The 13159-nt window shown below is 66.0% G+C and carries 14 protein-coding genes; 4 read left to right on the forward strand and 10 right to left on the reverse strand.

Annotation, left to right across the window (positions count from 1 at the left end; translation table 11 throughout):
* The first annotated feature begins 18 nt into the window (after nt 1–18).
* The 3 genes from glpK to CDE01S_RS06650 all read left to right on the forward strand — a co-directional run bounded on the left by glpK (nt 19) and on the right by CDE01S_RS06650 (nt 2820).
* A complete protein-coding gene (gene glpK, locus CDE01S_RS06640) occupies nt 19–1512 on the forward strand; it encodes a glycerol kinase GlpK (protein ID WP_066705206.1) in 1494 nt (497 codons plus the stop codon).
* A gap of 171 nt (nt 1513–1683) precedes the next feature.
* A complete protein-coding gene (proC, locus tag CDE01S_RS06645) occupies nt 1684–2508 on the forward strand; it encodes a pyrroline-5-carboxylate reductase (RefSeq protein ID WP_066705207.1) in 825 nt (274 codons plus the stop codon).
* A gap of 93 nt (nt 2509–2601) precedes the next feature.
* Entirely contained in the window at nt 2602–2820 is a 219-nt protein-coding gene (locus CDE01S_RS06650) for a hypothetical protein (protein ID WP_066705208.1), read from the forward strand.
* A 69-nt stretch (nt 2821–2889) separates the two neighbouring features.
* Here CDE01S_RS06650 and ubiA read toward each other — a convergent pair whose 3' ends face one another.
* The 4 genes from ubiA to CDE01S_RS06670 form a co-directional block, all read right to left on the reverse strand.
* Nucleotides 2890–3762 (reverse strand): 4-hydroxybenzoate octaprenyltransferase, encoded by an 873-nt coding sequence (gene ubiA / locus CDE01S_RS06655; RefSeq protein WP_066705209.1) that lies wholly within the window; start codon nt 3760–3762, stop codon nt 2890–2892.
* A gap of 120 nt (nt 3763–3882) precedes the next feature.
* Entirely contained in the window at nt 3883–4386 is a 504-nt protein-coding gene (locus CDE01S_RS06660; RefSeq protein ID WP_066705210.1) for a Dps family protein, read from the reverse strand.
* Between the two features lie 36 nt (nt 4387–4422).
* Nucleotides 4423–5382: a LysR substrate-binding domain-containing protein gene (locus CDE01S_RS06665; protein ID WP_066705211.1), complete on the reverse strand. Its 960-nt coding sequence runs from the start codon at nt 5380–5382 to the stop codon at nt 4423–4425.
* Nucleotides 5383–5412: 30 nt separating this feature from the next.
* A complete protein-coding gene (locus CDE01S_RS06670) occupies nt 5413–6015 on the reverse strand; it encodes a secretin GspD/PilQ domain-containing protein (RefSeq protein WP_066705213.1) in 603 nt (200 codons plus the stop codon).
* Nucleotides 6016–6117: 102 nt separating this feature from the next.
* Between CDE01S_RS06670 and CDE01S_RS06675 the strand changes: the two genes are divergently transcribed.
* Nucleotides 6118–7239: an NADH:flavin oxidoreductase/NADH oxidase gene (locus tag CDE01S_RS06675; RefSeq protein ID WP_066705215.1), complete on the forward strand. Its 1122-nt coding sequence runs from the start codon at nt 6118–6120 to the stop codon at nt 7237–7239.
* Between the two features lie 25 nt (nt 7240–7264).
* Here the strand turns inward: CDE01S_RS06675 and CDE01S_RS06680 are convergent, their stop codons facing one another.
* From CDE01S_RS06680 to CDE01S_RS06705, 6 genes are read right to left on the reverse strand one after another with little or no spacing between them, the layout of a single operon-like run.
* Nucleotides 7265–8236: a Bug family tripartite tricarboxylate transporter substrate binding protein gene (locus CDE01S_RS06680; protein WP_066705217.1), complete on the reverse strand. Its 972-nt coding sequence runs from the start codon at nt 8234–8236 to the stop codon at nt 7265–7267.
* A gap of 41 nt (nt 8237–8277) precedes the next feature.
* The gene (gene mhpA, locus CDE01S_RS06685; RefSeq protein WP_066705219.1) at nt 8278–9822 is read right to left on the reverse strand and encodes a bifunctional 3-(3-hydroxy-phenyl)propionate/3-hydroxycinnamic acid hydroxylase MhpA; all 1545 of its coding nucleotides are present in this window, start codon (nt 9820–9822) and stop codon (nt 8278–8280) included.
* A gap of 2 nt (nt 9823–9824) precedes the next feature.
* A complete protein-coding gene (locus CDE01S_RS06690) occupies nt 9825–10688 on the reverse strand; it encodes a fumarylacetoacetate hydrolase family protein (protein WP_066705221.1) in 864 nt (287 codons plus the stop codon).
* Nucleotides 10689–10708: 20 nt separating this feature from the next.
* Nucleotides 10709–11611 (reverse strand): VOC family protein, encoded by a 903-nt coding sequence (locus tag CDE01S_RS06695; RefSeq protein ID WP_066705223.1) that lies wholly within the window; start codon nt 11609–11611, stop codon nt 10709–10711.
* Complete coding sequence (locus CDE01S_RS06700; RefSeq protein ID WP_066705229.1) at nt 11608–12651, reverse strand: amidohydrolase family protein; 1044 nt, start codon at nt 12649–12651, stop codon at nt 11608–11610. The genes CDE01S_RS06695 and CDE01S_RS06700 overlap by 4 nt, the downstream gene beginning before the upstream one ends.
* Before the next feature lie 4 nt (nt 12652–12655).
* Nucleotides 12656–13081 carry a GlcG/HbpS family heme-binding protein gene (locus CDE01S_RS06705; RefSeq protein WP_066705230.1) on the reverse strand — a complete coding sequence of 142 codons (426 nt, stop codon included), beginning with the start codon at nt 13079–13081 and terminating at the stop codon, nt 12656–12658.
* Between the last annotated feature and the right edge of the window lie 78 nt (nt 13082–13159).

The following is a 13159-nucleotide window of genomic DNA, read 5'->3' on the forward strand; positions in this document are numbered from 1 at the left end:
CCACTGCCGAATCACCCCATGACTTATCTGCTGGCCCTCGACCAGGGCACCTCCAGCTCACGCAGCATCATCTTTGACGAGCAAGGCCGGATCGTCGCGCTGGCCCAGCAGGAACTGCCCCAGATCTACCCCCAGCCCGGCTGGGTGGAACACGATCCGCAGCAGATCTGGCAGACCCAGCTGGCCACAGCCCGTGAGGTGCTGCGCAAGGCCGGCATCGGCGCCGCGGCCATCCATGCGATCGGCATCACCAACCAGCGCGAGACCACGGTGGTCTGGAACCGCACAACCGGCCAGCCTATCCACCACGCCATCGTCTGGCAGGACCGCCGCGCCGAGCCGGCCTGCGCGCAATTGCGGGAGCAAGGCCACGCCCCGCTGATTCACGAACGCACGGGCTTGCTGGTCGACGCCTACTTCTCCGGCATGAAGCTGCAATGGATCCTGAACAACGTGCCGGGCGCACGGCAGCAGGCACAGGCAGGCGAGTTGGCCTTCGGCACCGTCGACAGCTGGCTGATGTGGCAGCTGACCGGTGGCGCCGTGCACGCCACCGACGTCAGCAACGCTTCGCGCACGATGCTGTTCAACGTGCACCGCAACCAGTGGGACGCCGAACTGCTCGCCATGCTCGACATCCCGCCGCAGCTCATGCCCGAAGTCCGCCCCTCCAGCGCTGACTATGGCGCGGTCAAAGCCGAACTGCTCGGCCATGCGATCCGCATTGGCGGCGTGGCGGGCGACCAGCAGAGCGCGTTGTTCGGACAGGCCTGCTTCCGGGAGGGAATGGCCAAGAACACCTATGGCACCGGCTGCTTCATGCTCATGCACACCGGGCACAGATTCCAGGCCTCACGCAACGGCCTGCTGACCACCAGCGCGGCCCAGCCCACCCAGCAACCGGAATTCGCCATCGAAGGCAGCGTGTTCGTCGGCGGTGCCGTGGTCCAGTGGCTGCGCGATGGCTTGAACGCCATCCGGGCCAGTGGAGAGGTGCAGACGTTGGCGCAAAGCGTTCCCGATGCCGGGGGCGTGATCATGGTGCCGGCCTTCACCGGTCTGGGCGCACCATACTGGCAAGCCGATGCGCGGGGCATCATCACCGGCCTCACACGAGGCACCACCATGGCGCACATCGCACGGGCGGCGCTGGAGAGCATCGCCTTCCAGAGCACCGCCCTCCTGGAGGCCATGAGCCGCGATGCCGTGGCGGCAGGCGGCAGCCCGGTGAGCGAGCTGCGCGTGGACGGCGGCGCATGTGCCAATGACCTGCTGATGCAGATCCAGGCCGACCTGCTCGGCATTCCCGTGGTGCGGCCGGACGTCATCGAAACCACTGCGCTGGGCGCCGCCTACCTGGCGGGGCTGAGCACCGGCTTGTACGCCGGCACCGACGAGCTGAGTCGCCTGTGGCGTGCCGAGCGCACCTTCTTGCCGACGCTGGGACGCGACCAGGCCCATGAACGCATGGCCCAGTGGGAACGCGCTGTGCGCCAGACCACCACGCACTGAACGTCCGCTGGCCAGTTCGCGACGAAACCAGCTGCTGGCACCCTGTAGGCGGCAACGCCGGCCGTGGCCCATGGGCCAGGCCCCGGTCCGGGGTCGGTCCTCTGAGCGGCGACAATCACAACCCTGTTCAGGTGACACCGTTCGTGACCTGCGAATTGAAGGAACAAGAAGATGAGCGATCCAACCCTGCGCATTGCATTCATTGGCGGCGGCAACATGGCCAGCGCCATCATCGGCGGCCTGATCCAGCGCGGCCTGCCTGCCAGCCAGATCGAAGTGGTTGAACCTTTCCCCGAGGCACAGCAAGCCCTGCAGACCAAGTTCGGCATCACGGCCCATGCGCAGGCGGGCGAATTCCTGCGCGGCGTGGGCATGGTGGTGTGGGCGGTCAAACCCCAGACCTTCAAGGAAGCCGCGGCGCCGGTGCAGGCGCACACGCAGTCTGCCCTGCACCTGAGTGTGGCGGCCGGCATCCCGAGCGCCAGCATCGCGCGCTGGCTCGGCACCGACCGCGTGGTGCGCAGCATGCCCAACACGCCGGCCCTCATTGGCCAGGGCATCACCGGCCTGTTCCCCCGCCCCGGCGTGACACCGCAAGACCGACACCGCATCGAGGAGGTGGTTGCCACCACCGGCGAATTCGTCTGGCTTGAGCGTGAAGAGCAGATCGACACCGTCACCGCCCTCTCCGGCTCGGGTCCGGCCTATGTGTTCTATTTCCTGGAAGCCATGACCGATGCCGGCGCCAGCATGGGACTGACGCGCGAACAGGCCTACAAGCTGGCAGTGCAAACCTTCCGCGGCGCCAGCGCCCTGGCGCATGCGTCCAGCGAGCCGCCGGACATTCTGCGCCAGCGCGTCACCTCCAAAGGCGGTACCACCCATGCGGCCATCAGCAGCCTGGAAGCACACCAGGTCAAACCGCTGTTCGTGCAAGCCCTGCAGGCCGCCCAGCAGCGCGCCCGGGAACTTGGCGAAGAATTCGGTCGGGATTGAAAAACAGGCGCCGGATAGCGTTAAAGTGCAGTTTGCGCACGGCCTTGGGCTGATACCGCGCATTCCAAACATAACGACGATAGGATTTGCCCCATGAACAAACTGCTTTCCACCCTGATCAGTGCGGCCGTGCTGGCCCTGCCGCTTGCGGTTTCCACACAGGCATCCGCCCAGGCGCAACCGGCTACGCCGGCACAGCCTGCCGTGCAACCCGCGGCCCAGCCGCAGCCGGCTGAAGCCCAGCCCAAAGCCAAGGCCAGCAAGAAAAAGGCCAAAGCCAAGAAGTCCAAGAAAGCGAAGAAGCAGAAATAATGGCCGCAGCGTCTGCGCTCTCGTAACGCAGCACCGCTTCCCATCAAGCCGCCCCACGGGGCGGCTTTTTCATGTCAGCGAATAACCGGCCACGATGCCGGCAAAGACCGTGAAGCCCAGCCAGTGGTTGATGCGGAAGGCCTTGAAGCAGCCCTCGCGTGTGCGGCCACGGATCAGCGTGTAGTGCCAAGCCACCTGAACCAGCGCCACGCCAAGTGCTATATAAAAGATAGCGCCTCGCGCATGATTGACGAGGGCCACAACCCAAATCAACAGGTAAACCAGGTAGCTGGCCGTCACCACCGCCACATCGAAGCGTCCGAGCGTGATGGCCGACGTCTTCATGCCGATGCGCAGATCGTCGTCGCGGTCCACCATGGCGTATTCGGTGTCGTAGGCCAGCACCCAGAACAGATTGCCCAGCAGCAGCACCCAGGCCAGCACCGGCACCTGGCCTTGCACGGCAGCGAAGGCCATCGGGATACCGAAGCTGAAGGCCACACCCAGCACCGCCTGCGGCATGGCAAAAAAGCGCTTGGCATACGGGTAGACCATGGCCACCGCCAGCGCGGCAAACGACCACAGCACCGCCACCGGGTTGGTGGTCAGCACCAACCCGAAAGCCAGCAGCGCCAGCACCACGCCCAGCCACAGCGCCTCACGCACCGAGACCTTGCCGGCGGTCACCGGCCGCTGGGCGGTACGCTTGACGTGGCGATCGAAGTCGCGGTCCGCCACATCATTGAGGCAGCAACCGGCGCTGCGCATCAGGATGGTGCCCAGCACGAACACGGCCAGCAGGTGCCACCCCGGGAAGCCATCGGCCGCCACCCAGAGCGCACTCAAGGATGGCCAGAGCAGCAGCAACCAGCCCGCCGGGCGGTCCCAGCGGATCAGGTCAAGGTAAAGGGTCAGGCGCGGGGATGCAGCAAAGATCGGCATATCAGGAACTGGAAGGGTGAGAAACCGTAGCGAGCGGCCCGAGGTTGCGCCGAGCATCGCAGCCGTACTGCGGGTACGGCAAGACGCGCAGGCGCAAGATCGGGTCGCGCAGTAGGTTGATCAGTCTTCCAGAAGGGAACGCAGCATCCAGGCGGTCTGCTCATGCACCGTGAGGCGCTGGGTCAGCAGGTCGGCGGTTGGTTCGTCACCGGCCTTGTCGGCCAGCGGAAACAGGCTGCGCGCGGTACGCGCCACGGCCTCGTGGCCCTGCACCAAGATACGCACCATCTCCAAGGCCTTGGGCGGCGTTGCCGGCGCATCGGGCACCGAAGCCAGCTTGCCGAACTGGGCGTAGGAACCCGGCGCCGCATGACCCAGCGAACGGATGCGCTCGGCGATCGGGTCCACCGCATTCCACAGTTCGGTGTACTGCGTCATGAACATGGTGTGCAGGGTGTTGAACATCGGCCCCGTCACGTTCCAGTGGAAGTTGTGCGTGGTCAGGTAGAGGGTGTAGGTATCGGCCAGCAGATGGCTCAGGCCTTTGGCAATGGCGGCACGGTCCTTGTCGCTGATGCCGATGTTGATGGCGGGCGCCGATGATTTGGCGGAATTCTTGGCCATGGTCACTCCTTCGAAAAATTCAGAAAACGGCACAGGCTACGAGAGCCGCTTGACCCCCGGCAGCTCGCAGGCATAGACGGCGTTGCGCAAGGCGGCAATGGCTTCATAGCGCGTGAAACTGCGCCGCCACACCAGCACCACGCGGCGCGTGGGCGGCTCACCGCTGAACGGCAGGTACTTGATGAAACTCAGTTCCTGGCCCGCGCTCTTGGACTTGGCCTTGGGCAGCAGATCGGCCTTCGGGATGCTCAGGCGCGGCACCAGCGTCACGCCCATGCCGGCGGCCACCATGTGCTTGATGGTCTCCAGCGAAGAGCCCTCGAAACTCTTGCGGATGCCTTCCGCATTGCTGGAAAAGCGCGCGAACTCCGGACACACCTCCAGCACATGGTCGCGGAAACAGTGGCCGGTGCCCAGCAGCAGCATGGTCTCGGTCTTGAGCTCTTCGCTGCTGACGCTGTCGCGCTGCGCCAGCGCATGGCTGGTCGGCACGGCCGCGTAAAACGGTTCGTCGTACAGCGGCGCCACCGCCAGCCCGGTGTCTGGAAAAGGCTCGGCCAGGATGGCGCAATCGATCTCGCCGGTGCGCAGCATCTCCAGCAGCTTGACGGTGAAGTTCTCCTGCAGCATCAGCGGCATCTGCGGCGTGTGCGTGATCATCTGGCGCACCAGATCAGGCAGCAGGTAGGGGCCGATGGTGTAGATCACCCCCAGGCGCAGCGGGCCGGACAGCGGGTCCTTGCCGCGCTTGGCGATTTCCTTGATGCTGGCCGCCTGCTCCAGCACCGCCTGGGCCTGGCGCACGATTTCCTCGCCCAGCGGAGTGACCGTCACCTCGTTGGCGCTACGCTCGAACAGCTTGACGTCGAGCTCTTCCTCGATTTTCTTCACAGCCACCGACAGCGTCGGCTGCGACACGAAACAGGCCTCGGCCGCCTTGCCGAAATGCTTCTCGCGCGCGACGGCAACGATGTATTTGAGTTCGGTCAGTGTCATGGCGTGATTGTGACATTCAACCCGGCAGACTCAGGGCAGCGACACCCGCAACTGCAGCAGGCGCCGGCCCTCGCCCGCACTCTCGCTGCCGTAAGTTCCCCGGGGCTGGCTGCTGCCGGTGGTGGCAATCGTGACCCACTGCCCCAATGGTGCTCCCACCGTGGTGACCAGCTGGCTGCGCGCCTGGCTCGGCAATTCGGCGCCCGGACGCGGCTCCATGCTGGCCGACTGCATTTCGACCTCGACCGTCACCGGCTGCCTGCCGCCCGACCAGCGCGGCTTGACCGCCAGACTCTGGCCGGCATCCATCCAGACCAGCGCCTGCGACACGGAACCGCCGCGGCTGCTGGCATCCGCCCCAGTGACCGACAGGGTTGAGGTTGTGGAAGACACCGACTGCACCCACTGCAGCGGGATCGTCTGCCCCAGGCTGAACGAGGCCTTGCTGCCATTGCGCACCAGCATCTGCTGCGGCGTCAGCAACGGCGTCTGCGGCCGGGTACCGATGGTGTAGCCCCCCGTACTGCCTTCTTCGATCTGCCGCAACTCCACATTCAGATCGCGCGCCGGCAACTGCGCCAGAGCGGGCTGGGCAACAAATAGCACCAAAGCAGCAAGGGCGTAGGGTTTCATAGCGAAGTTGATTGTTCCATGGGTCAAGCCATTGTGCCAAATCACTGTCACGTGCAGCGTGACACAATTTCACACACCCCCTTCATGCCGTGAGGATTTTCCGTGAGTCTGCTGTTCTCCCCCTACACCCTGCCCTCGCCGCGCGGCGGGCTGCCGCTTGCCAACCGCATCGTCATCGCCCCCATGTGCCAGTACTCTGCCGTCAACGGCGAAGCCGGTGACTGGCACCTGGCGCACTGGACCAGCCTGCTCAACAGCGGCGCCGGGCTGCTGACGCTGGAAGCCACGGCGGTCACACCCGAGGGCCGCATCACCCCCGACTGTCTGGGCCTGTGGGACGAACGCACCGAACACACCTTGGGCAACACGCTGCAGCGCGCCCGCCAGCTGGCGCCGCCCATGCCGGTGTGCATCCAGCTGTCGCATGCCGGGCGCAAGGCCTCCAGCGCAGCGCCCTGGCAAGGCGGGCAGCTGTTGACGCCCGCACAGGGCGGCTGGCAACCCGTCGGCCCTTCGGCCCTGCCGCAACTGCCCGCCGAGGCGCCGCCCACGGCGCTGACGCAGACCGAGATGGCGGAGATCCGCGACGCCTTTGTCGCCGCCGCCCAGCGCGCGCAACGCATCGGCATCGACGCCATCGAGCTGCATGCGGCGCACGGTTACCTGCTGCACCAGTTCCTCTCGCCGCTCGCCAACCAGCGCGATGACGCCTACGGCGGCAGCCTGGCCAATCGCATGCGCTTCCCACTCGAAGTGTTTGCCGCTGTTCGCCAGGTGTTCGACGGCCCGGTCGGGGTGCGCCTCTCGGCCATCGACTGGGTGGAGGGTGGGCTGGACGTGGCGCAGACGGCAGAGTTCTCGCGCCAGCTCAAAGCCCTGGGCTGCGACTTCATCCACGTCTCCACTGCCGGCGTGTCACCGCTGCAGAAGATCACCCTGGGCCCGGGTTACCAGGTGCCGTTTGCGCGCGAAATCCGCCAGGCCTGCGGCCTGCCCACCACGGCCGTCGGCCTGATCACGCAGGCGAATCAGGCGGAAGACATTCTGCAAGCCGGTGATGCCGACCTGATCGCCATCGCCCGCGTCCTGCTCTACAAGCCACGCTGGCCCTGGGAAGCGGCCGCCGAACTGGGCGGCCAGGTGCAGGCCAGCGCCCAATATTGGCGCTGCCTGCCGCGCGAGGCGCAGAGCATTTTCGGCAACGTGAAAATCGGTCAGCGCTAAACCAGCCCGAGCACCGCGCTGCTGCCTACTCCGGCAGCAGGCCGATTTCCTTGGCCACCTCGTTCCAGCGCTCGTGCTCCCGACTCAGGAAAGCGCCGAGCTGATCGGGCGAACCCATGGGCTCTGCGATCGGGCCGATCGTCAACATGCGCTGTGCCGTATCGGCATCCGCCAACAAGGTGTTGATCTCCTTGTTCAGGCGCGCCACCACAGCGGCCGGCGTGCCGGCAGGCGCCATCACGGCGAACCAGCCGATCATTTCGAAGTTGGGCAGCATCTCGGCCAGGGCCGGCACCGATTCCCAACCGGCCACCCGCTTGGCCGCGGTGACGGCCAGAATACGCAGGCGCCCCTGGCGCACCAGCTGAGCCGTGGACGCCAGATCGGCCACCACCGCATTGGCATGGCCGCCAATGACGTCCTGCACGGAAACGCCCACCGAGGCATAAGACACCAGATTGGCGTCCATCTTGGTGCGGGCGTTGATCAGGCGCGCGATGATGCCGCCAAAAGTGCGCGGACCTTCGTTGGCCAATGACAGCTTGCCCGGCGCCGCCTTGGAACGCGCCACCAGATCCTGCATCGAGCTGATGGGCGACTCGGCCCTGACCAGCACGGCGAAGGGGCTCTTGGCCACGAACGCCACCGGCACGAAATCCTTTTGCGGGTCGTAGGGCAAGGTCTTGAACAAGTGCTTGTTCGTGACCAGCGCGGCCGTGGTGGCGAAATAGAAGGTGTTGCCGTCGGCCGGCGCACGGGCGGCGGCCTGGGCGCCGATCACGTTCTGGCCCCCCGGTTTGTTCTCGATCACGATCGACTGCCCCAGGGTCTTGCCAATGCGGTCGCCCAACAGGCGGGCCACGTTGTCCGGGCCGGAGCCCGGCGGCTGCGACAGGATCATCTTGACCGGCTTGTCGGGCCAGGCCCCGCCCTGAGCCCAGGCGGAATGGACCGTCGCCGCCAGCAGTGTCGCCTGTACAAAGTTTCTGCGTTGCATGTTTGTCTCCTCGTTGATGTTCTGCTTGAAATACCGGGTCGTCAGTGCAGCCTCAACGCTGTCAGCTGCTGGGTCAATACCTGTTCGGAAGCTGCGACGCCGTAGACGTAGTGGTCCGGTCGCACGATCGCGGCCAGCACGCCGTAACGCTCGAACCAACGTGCCAACACGCCTTCGACCTCGCTCAACTCCGGCGTGCCGAGCTTGGCGACCGTGAGGTTCGGCAGCGCACTGAGGCGGGCCGCTTGAACTGCGTCAATGCCGGCGTTCGCCGCCAGGATCAAGCGCCAGCCCGAGCCGAGCACATCGTCCATGCGTTTCTTCTCGCCGCCGACCATCAGCCAGGGCTGGGGGAAGATGGTGCCGCGCGCGGGGTGCGCAGACTGCGCCAGCAGGCCGTTTTGCAGCGCGGGCTGCACGTCCTGGCGCGGTGTGGGTTTGACCACGCCGCCGCAGTCCTGCAGCAGTTGCGCGTCGCGGGCCCGGGCACGCACCGGGTCGCGCTCGCAGATGATCCGGCCGATGCCCTTGATGCGCGTCGTCAGTTCGGTCACGTGGCCCTTGCGCTCGGTGCCATAGGTGTCGAGCAATGCATCGCCAGCCTCGCCACGCAACACCGCGCCTAGCTTCCAGCACAGGTTGGCCACATCGCGCACGCCCTGGCACATGCCCTGCCCCAAGAAGGGCGGCTGCTGGTGCGCCGCGTCACCGGCCACGAAGACGCGGCCGCGGCGCCATTCGCCAGCCACCAGCGCATGAAAGCGGTAGCTGGCCTGGCGCCAGAGCGTGGCATCCTGCGGCGTGAGCCAGGGCGCCAGCAGCTTCCAGGTGCCTTCGGGCGTGGCCACCTCTTTCGGGTCCTCGCCGGGGTTAATAGAAATTTCCCAGCGACGATGGTTGCCCGGGCAGATCAGGTAGGTGCAGGGACGTTCGGGATTGCAGTACTGCACGCTGGTAGTGGGCAGCTTGGCCAGGCCCTGCTCGTTGACCAGCACGTCGACCACCAGCCAGGGCTCGTCGAAACCGAGGTCTTCCAGCGCCATGCCGACCTGGCCACGCACTGTGCTGGAGGCGCCATCGCAGGCGATCAGGTAGCGCGCCTGCACGGTGGAAGACGTGCCGTCGTCGCCGGAGAGCGCCAGCGTTACCAGCGTTTTGTCCTGCGTGACCTGCGTGAGCGTCTGGCCCAATGCCACGGTGACCGCGGGAAAGGACTGGGCATGCTCGCGCAGGATGCGCTCGGCCGGCGGCTGGGTGAACACGATGGACGGCGTATGGCCCAGCGGGAACGGCGGCTCGACCGTCGACATGCGTTTGATGATCTGGCCATCGACGCCGTAGTACACTGAATCGGTGAAGGGCTCGGTATAGGGCTTGATCAATTTGGCCACGCCCATCTGCTGGAACAGCCGGATGATCTCGTGATCCAGCGCGATCGCGCGCGGTTTGTCGTACACGTCGCGCAGCTTGTCGCACACGAAGGTGCGGATGCCCTGCGCGCCCAGCAGGCCGGCGGCCACCGCGCCCGAGGGGCCGAAGCCGACGATGGCGACATCAAAAGGTGTCTGCTTGCTCTCTGCCGTCATGCTCAGGCCACCTCGTCTTCGATGGTGTTGCGCAGCACGCCGATCTTCTCGATCTCGATCTCGACCACGTCGCCATGCTTCATCCATACCGGCGGGGTGCGCGCCTGGCCCACACCGGCCGGCGTGCCCATGATGATGAGGTCACCCGGCTCCAGTGTCATGCACTCGCTCAGCAACTGGATCGTTTCGGCCACACCCCAGATCATGTCGCGCGTGTTGGCGTCCTGCATGACCTGGCCGTTCAGGCGCGCCTGGATGCGCAGCTCGGTGGCGCCCGGCGGCAATTCATCAGCGGTCACCAGCACCGGACCGAAGGGACCGGTGCGGTCGAAGTTCTTGCCGATGGTCCACTGCGGCGTCTTCTTCTGGTAGTCGCGCACCGAGATGTCATTGAAGCAGGAATAGCCGAACACGGCGTCGAGCGCGTTGTCCAGCGTGGCGTGCTTGACGGTCTTGCCGATCACCACCGCCAGCTCAGCTTCGTAATCCAGTCGCTCCGACACCTTGGGTCGCAGGGCCTTGGCGCCAGCCGCCAGCAAGGACGAGGCCGAGCGCAGAAAAAACCATGGGTAGACCGGCTTCTCGCGCCCGCCCTCCTTGGCATGGTCGTAATAGTTCAGGCCCAGGCAGACGATCTTGCCGGGCTCGGGCAGCACGGGCGCCAGCTGCACGCCGGCCAGGGGAACGCGCGGCGCATTCGAAGCCATGGCAGCCCTGGCGGCAGCGGCCAGGTCCTGGCCCGCACGCAGGGCAGTGCGCAAGTCGGCGCTGATCTGCGGCTGCGCCTGGTTCAGATCGATGACCTGGTTGTCGACAACCAGGCCCAGTCGATGTTGACCGCCCTGGATGAAGGTGATGAAACGCATGAGAACTCCTTGGTACGGTTTCAGGAAACGAAAACGATGGCCCGCTGCGCCTGTTTCAGGCGCGCGCTGGGTGGCTGGGAAATACCCCATTGGTCGACCCGGCCCGGCGGCCAGGTCCAGTCGGACGGCTGGCCGGCCTGGTAGCTGTCGTCGACCTGCTCGACCTCGGCGGTGTATTCGATGACGACGTCGAAGGGACCGACGAAATAATTGAAGGCGTTGTCGCCCGGGCCGTGGCGGCCGGGCCCCCACTCGATGCCGAACCCGGCGTCCCGCATGCGCCCGCCGCCACGCATGACCGACTCCAGGTCGGGCATGAGAAAGGCAATGTGATTGAGCGCGTCGTTGTCGGTATCGCCCAGCGCGATGCTGTGGTGATCGCTGTTGCAGCGCATGAAGGCCATGATGCGGGTCCGGTCCGAGAGCGAAAAATCGAACACCTGCTCCATGAAGCGCCGGGTGGCTTCCACGTCGTGGCTGTTGAGCACGGCATGGGCCAGCCGCACGGGTCGGTCTTTTTCTTCATGCGCATCGGCATGCAACACGTCGCCGTGCACCAGACGGAAGATGCGGCCGTCGGCATCGGCCACCGTGACGGCCGTGCCGCCCCCCGGCTCACCCAGCGGACCGGCCGGCTGCAGCACCCGCCCGCCGGCCGCCACCGCAGCCTGTGCGACCTCCTGTAGTGCAGCAGCGCTGCGCGCACGCAGCGTCACGTTGCGGATGCGCGCCGGCCCGGGCGCCTCGTGCAAGGCCAGCACATGGTGGTCGGCGCCGGTGGCGCGCAGGTAGATCGCCTTGTCCGTGCGCGCGGCCACGTCGAGGTGCCAGGTCTGGGTATAGAACTGCTCGGCCAGCGCCAAGTCGGGTACGGTCAATGCCACGCTGCGCAGGGCGCTCACGCGGGACGAAGCATGCGTCATGGGGTGTTCTCCGGAATTGAAACGCCGAGACCCAGAAAGCGCCGGGCATTGGCTTGCAGCAACTGCTCAGCCACGTTGCCATCGAAGCCGGCCTGCTCGATACGCGCCACCGGCTGGGGCTCGTGGAAATTGAAGGGGTAGTCGGTACCCAGCATCAGTTGCGAAGCGCCGAAGGTCCGCACCAGATGCTGCAAGGTCGGCGCGTCGAACACCAGCGTGTCATAGAACAGCTCGCGCGCCTGCTCTGTAGGCGAACGGTTCACGCTGTCACGCAGCGCCGGAAACACCGACATCGCCTGCTCCAGCCGCGGCAGCAGCATGGCCAGCGTGCCGCCGCCGTGGCTGAACGCCAGGCGCAGCTTCGGCCGCCGCGTCATGAGGTTGCCGGTCAGCACCGAAGCGGCGGCCAGCCCGACATCGGTGGGATAGGCCAGCACCTGCTGCAGCGGCGGCGGACCGACCAGCCGGTTCATACCGGTCGGGCGCAAGGCGTGGACAAACACTGCCATGTCGAGCGCCTCGCAGGCCTCGAAGAAGGGATCGAGCCGCGGGTCACCCACCACGATGCCGTTGATATTGCTGCCAATCTCCACACCGGAAAAACCGAGAGAATCCTTGAGGTAGTGCAGCTCGCGGATCGCCAGCGCCATGTCCTGCAGCGGCACGGCGCCCAAGCCGACCAGTTGCCCGCCGGACTCTGCCACCATACCGGCGATCTGCTCATTCAGGAAGCGCACCAGTTGCGCGCCGGTGGCCGGCGCCAGCCAGTAGGACAGCAGCTCCGGCATCGGCGACACCGCCTGCAACACCAGCCCCATGGCCTCGAAGTCGGCCAGGCGGCGCGATGTCGTCCAGCATTTGTCGGACACCGTGCGGTAGTTCTTGCCGTCGATCATCACGTGGCGATGGCAGGCGTCGGCCGGTGCCATGGCCGGCCAGCCGGCCGGGGTTACCCCGCCCAGGTACGTTGGAAACTCGCCCGGGATGACGTGCGCATGCACATCCACGCCGCAGCGGCAGCTCATCTTCGCCCCGTTCATGCGTTCAACCTGCGTGCAAGCCGGCGGCTTCGATACCGGCGATGCAGATGGCCTCGTCCTCATCGCCGGTGCCGCCACTGGCCCCGACCGCACCCAGTACCGAACCACTGGCGTCCTGGATCAGCACCGCACCGGTCTGCGGCAGCAGCTTGCCCTGTGCCGTCGCCGCCAGCGACACCAGGAAATTGGGGTTGTCCTTGGCACGTTGACCCAGCACCCGGCTGGACACGCCCATGCCGACCGCCCCCCAAGCCTTGGCCTGGGCAATTTCGAAACGGAACATGCTGGCGCCGTCTTCGCGTGCAAAGGCCTTCAGATGGCCGGCCTCGTCGAGCACGGCGATGCCCATCGGCTTGTAACGTTCCTGCCTAGCGCGCGCCAAGGCAGCGGCAATGATCTGGTTGGCCTGCGCCAGCGTGAGTTCTTGCACGGATCCTGTCTCCTGTTATTTGAAATTTGATCTGCGTCAAATGCAAAGTGGAGCGAAGTCTAGGCAGAGTCACACCAT

The sequence above is a fragment of the Curvibacter delicatus NBRC 14919 genome (assembly GCF_001592265.1).
GTDB lineage: Bacteria > Pseudomonadota > Gammaproteobacteria > Burkholderiales > Burkholderiaceae_C > Hylemonella > Hylemonella delicata.

What these genes read in the sequence shown, in the direction of transcription:
- ubiA (WP_066705209.1), bottom strand. Translation starts at nt 3,762, where the DNA reads ATGCCGATCTTTGCTGCATCCCCGCGCCTGACCCTTTACCTTGACCTG.
- CDE01S_RS06650 (WP_066705208.1), top strand. Translation starts at nt 2,602, where the DNA reads ATGAACAAACTGCTTTCCACCCTGATCAGTGCGGCCGTGCTGGCCCTG.
- CDE01S_RS06665 (WP_066705211.1), bottom strand. Translation starts at nt 5,382, where the DNA reads ATGACACTGACCGAACTCAAATACATCGTTGCCGTCGCGCGCGAGAAG.
- CDE01S_RS06670 (WP_066705213.1), bottom strand. Translation starts at nt 6,015, where the DNA reads ATGAAACCCTACGCCCTTGCTGCTTTGGTGCTATTTGTTGCCCAGCCC.
- CDE01S_RS06660 (WP_066705210.1), bottom strand. Translation starts at nt 4,386, where the DNA reads ATGGCCAAGAATTCCGCCAAATCATCGGCGCCCGCCATCAACATCGGC.
- proC (WP_066705207.1), top strand. Translation starts at nt 1,684, where the DNA reads ATGAGCGATCCAACCCTGCGCATTGCATTCATTGGCGGCGGCAACATG.
- mhpA (WP_066705219.1), bottom strand. Translation starts at nt 9,822, where the DNA reads ATGACGGCAGAGAGCAAGCAGACACCTTTTGATGTCGCCATCGTCGGC.
- CDE01S_RS06695 (WP_066705223.1), bottom strand. Translation starts at nt 11,611, where the DNA reads ATGACGCATGCTTCGTCCCGCGTGAGCGCCCTGCGCAGCGTGGCATTG.
- CDE01S_RS06680 (WP_066705217.1), bottom strand. Translation starts at nt 8,236, where the DNA reads ATGCAACGCAGAAACTTTGTACAGGCGACACTGCTGGCGGCGACGGTC.
- CDE01S_RS06690 (WP_066705221.1), bottom strand. Translation starts at nt 10,688, where the DNA reads ATGCGTTTCATCACCTTCATCCAGGGCGGTCAACATCGACTGGGCCTG.
- CDE01S_RS06700 (WP_066705229.1), bottom strand. Translation starts at nt 12,651, where the DNA reads ATGAACGGGGCGAAGATGAGCTGCCGCTGCGGCGTGGATGTGCATGCG.
- glpK (WP_066705206.1), top strand. Translation starts at nt 19, where the DNA reads ATGACTTATCTGCTGGCCCTCGACCAGGGCACCTCCAGCTCACGCAGC.